This window comes from Dietzia sp. CW19 (genome assembly GCF_014145265.1).
GTDB classification, from domain to species: Bacteria; Actinomycetota; Actinomycetes; order Mycobacteriales; family Mycobacteriaceae; genus Dietzia; species Dietzia natronolimnaea.
On record NZ_JAALEE010000060.1, the window covers coordinates 1 to 2,679 of the forward strand.

General features: G+C 67.9%; 3 protein-coding genes. All 3 read left to right on the forward strand.

Going from position 1 to position 2,679, the window contains the following annotated elements; all coding sequences use genetic code 11:
* On the forward strand, nt 1-191 hold a 191-nt coding region (locus G6021_RS16890; RefSeq protein ID WP_206682642.1), incomplete at its 5' end, for a hypothetical protein.
* Between the two features lie 299 nt (nt 192-490).
* Nucleotides 491-1,657: an ADP-forming succinate--CoA ligase subunit beta gene (sucC, locus tag G6021_RS02230; protein ID WP_182640580.1), complete on the forward strand. Its 1,167-nt coding sequence runs from the start codon at nt 491-493 to the stop codon at nt 1,655-1,657.
* A 21-nt stretch (nt 1,658-1,678) separates the two neighbouring features.
* Entirely contained in the window at nt 1,679-2,581 is a 903-nt protein-coding gene (gene sucD / locus G6021_RS02235; protein WP_182610770.1) for a succinate--CoA ligase subunit alpha, read from the forward strand.
* The last annotated feature ends 98 nt before the right edge of the window (nt 2,582-2,679 follow it).

Sequence of the window (2,679 nt, forward strand, 5' to 3'; positions counted from 1 at the left end):
GCGGACACCGCGGCGCCGGCGGCGACGGCCAGGACGGCCGCGCGACCGCGGAGGGCGTGCGGGGGAGCGGGGAGGCGGTGACGCCCTCCGCTGTGTGCTCCGGAGGCGGGTACGACGACAGGAGTCGCTGGTGGTACGTGCTGCGACTCGTTCTTCACCGGTGGCGTTTCCCCTCTGAGGTCGTGCTGTGATCTTTCCGTGATCAAGACGTCCCCCAAAGTAACGGATCGGCAACGGTGCCGCAAGGTAACGGGCCGTCCGATGGGGAGGGGTGGATCACACCGGTGTGACTCCAGTGATTGAGGGGCTTGGAGTTGAGTGCCGTGCCGCGAGTGGTGGCGGGAGGGGCGTCGCGCGCCCGGTGATCTGTGACCCGACACACACGTCTACCCCCAGGGTGCGACGGGCGACACACTGCCCGCTTAGGATGAGGGTTGACTCGGCTTTCAACAGGGCCGGGCGAATCTACCCACGTCAAGATGGTGAGCTGATGGATCTCTTTGAATACCAGGCAAAGGCTCTTTTCGCGAAGCATGACGTCCCCACCACCCCGGGGCGCGTCGCGGATACCGCGGAGGAGGCCGAGAAGGTCGCGGCCGAGATCGGCAAGCCTGTCGTCGTCAAGGCGCAGGTCAAGGTCGGAGGCCGTGGCAAGGCCGGCGGCGTGAAGCTGGCGGAGGACGCCGCCGAAGCGCGCGCGCGGGCCGAGGACATCCTTGGCCTGGACATCAAGGGCCACATCGTCAAGAAGCTCCTCGTGGCCGAGGCCAGCGACATCGCGGAGGAGTACTACATCTCCTTCGTGCTCGATCGTTCCAACCGCAACTACCTCGCCATGTGCTCGGTCGAGGGTGGCGTGGAGATCGAGCAGGTCGCCGAGGAGTCCCCGGACCGCCTCGCGCGGATCAACATCGACCCCACCGTCGGTGTCGACGTGGCCAAGGCGCGCGAGATCGCGGCCGCCGGCCACCTCCCCGAGGAGGTGCTGGACGCGGCCGCCGTGACCATCGCCAAGCTGTACGAGGTGTTCGTCAACGAGGACGCCACCCTCGTCGAGGTCAACCCGCTCGTTCGTACCCCGAACGACGAGATCCTCGCGCTGGACGGCAAGGTCACCCTGGACGAGAACGCCGAGTTCCGTCACAAGGAGATGTTCGCGGACTTCGCCGACGCCGGCACCACGGATCCCCTCGAGCAGAAGGCCGCGGAGAACGACCTCAACTACGTCAAGCTCGACGGTCAGGTCGGCATCATCGGCAACGGCGCCGGGCTGGTCATGTCCACGCTCGACGTCGTCGCCTACGCCGGCGAGAACCACGGGGGCGTCAAGCCCGCCAACTTCCTCGACATCGGCGGCGGCGCCTCGGCCGAGGTCATGGCCAACGGGCTCGACGTGATCCTCGGCGACGAGCAGGTCAAGAGCGTCTTCGTCAACGTGTTCGGCGGCATCACCGCCTGTGACGCGGTGGCCAACGGCATCGTCAAGGCCCTGGAGATGCTGGGCGACGAGGCCAACAAGCCGCTGGTCGTCCGCCTGGACGGCAACAACGTCGAGGAGGGTCGCAAGATCCTCGCCGACGCCAATCACCCGCTCGTGACCCTGGCCGACAACATGGACTCCGGCGCCGACAAGGCCGCCGAGCTGGCCTCCAAGTAGGAAGAGTAGGAACAACCAGATATGTCGATCTTCCTCAACTCAGGCAGCAAGGTCATCGTCCAGGGCATCACCGGCGGCGAGGGCACCAAGCACACCGCCCGCATGCTCGCGGCCGGGACCCAGGTCGTCGGTGGCGTCAACGCCCGCAAGGCCGGCACCACCGTGGCCCACAAGGACGCCGACGGCAACGACGTCGAGCTTCCCGTGTTCGGCAGCGTCTCCGAGGCCATGGAGGCCACCGGTGCCGACGTGACGATCCTCTTCGTCCCGCCGCCGTTCACCAAGGACGCCATCATCGAGGCCATCGACGCGGAGATCCCGCTGGCCGTGGTCATCACCGAGGGCGCCCCGGTCCTGGACACCGCCGACGCGTGGAACTACAACGTGTCCAAGGGCAACAAGACCCGCATCATCGGCCCCAACTGCCCGGGCATCATCACGCCGGGCGAGTCGCTGGTCGGCATCACGCCGGCCAACATCGCCGGCAAGGGCCCGATCGGACTCGTGTCCAAGTCGGGCACCCTGACCTACCAGATGATGTACGAGCTGGCCGACTACGGCTTCTCGACCGCCATCGGTATCGGCGGCGACCCGATCATCGGCACCACGCACATCGACTGCATCGAGGCCTTCGAGAACGACCCGGAGACCAAGGTCATCGTGATGATCGGCGAGATCGGCGGCGACGCCGAGGAGCGCGCGGCCGATTACATCAAGGCCAACGTCACCAAGCCGGTCGTCGGCTACGTGGCGGGCTTCACGGCTCCCGAGGGCAAGACCATGGGCCACGCCGGCGCCATCGTGTCGGGCTCCGCGGGTACCGCGCAGGCCAAGCAGGACGCCCTCGAGGCCGCCGGTGTCAAGGTCGGCAAGACGCCGTCCGCGACCGCGGCGCTCGCCAAGGAGATCCTCGACGCGATGTGATCCGCCCGCGGCAGCCCTCCGGGCCGCCGCGAGTGAGCGTTCCCCGACCCCCGCCCATCCCCGGATGGCGGGGGTCGCGGCGTGCCGGGGGCGGGCGA

Bases quoted from the DNA above. Each gene is read 5' to 3' on its own strand.
- sucC (WP_182640580.1), top strand. From the start codon at position 491: ATGGATCTCTTTGAATACCAGGCAAAGGCTCTTTTCGCGAAGCATGAC.
- sucD (WP_182610770.1), top strand. From the start codon at position 1,679: ATGTCGATCTTCCTCAACTCAGGCAGCAAGGTCATCGTCCAGGGCATC.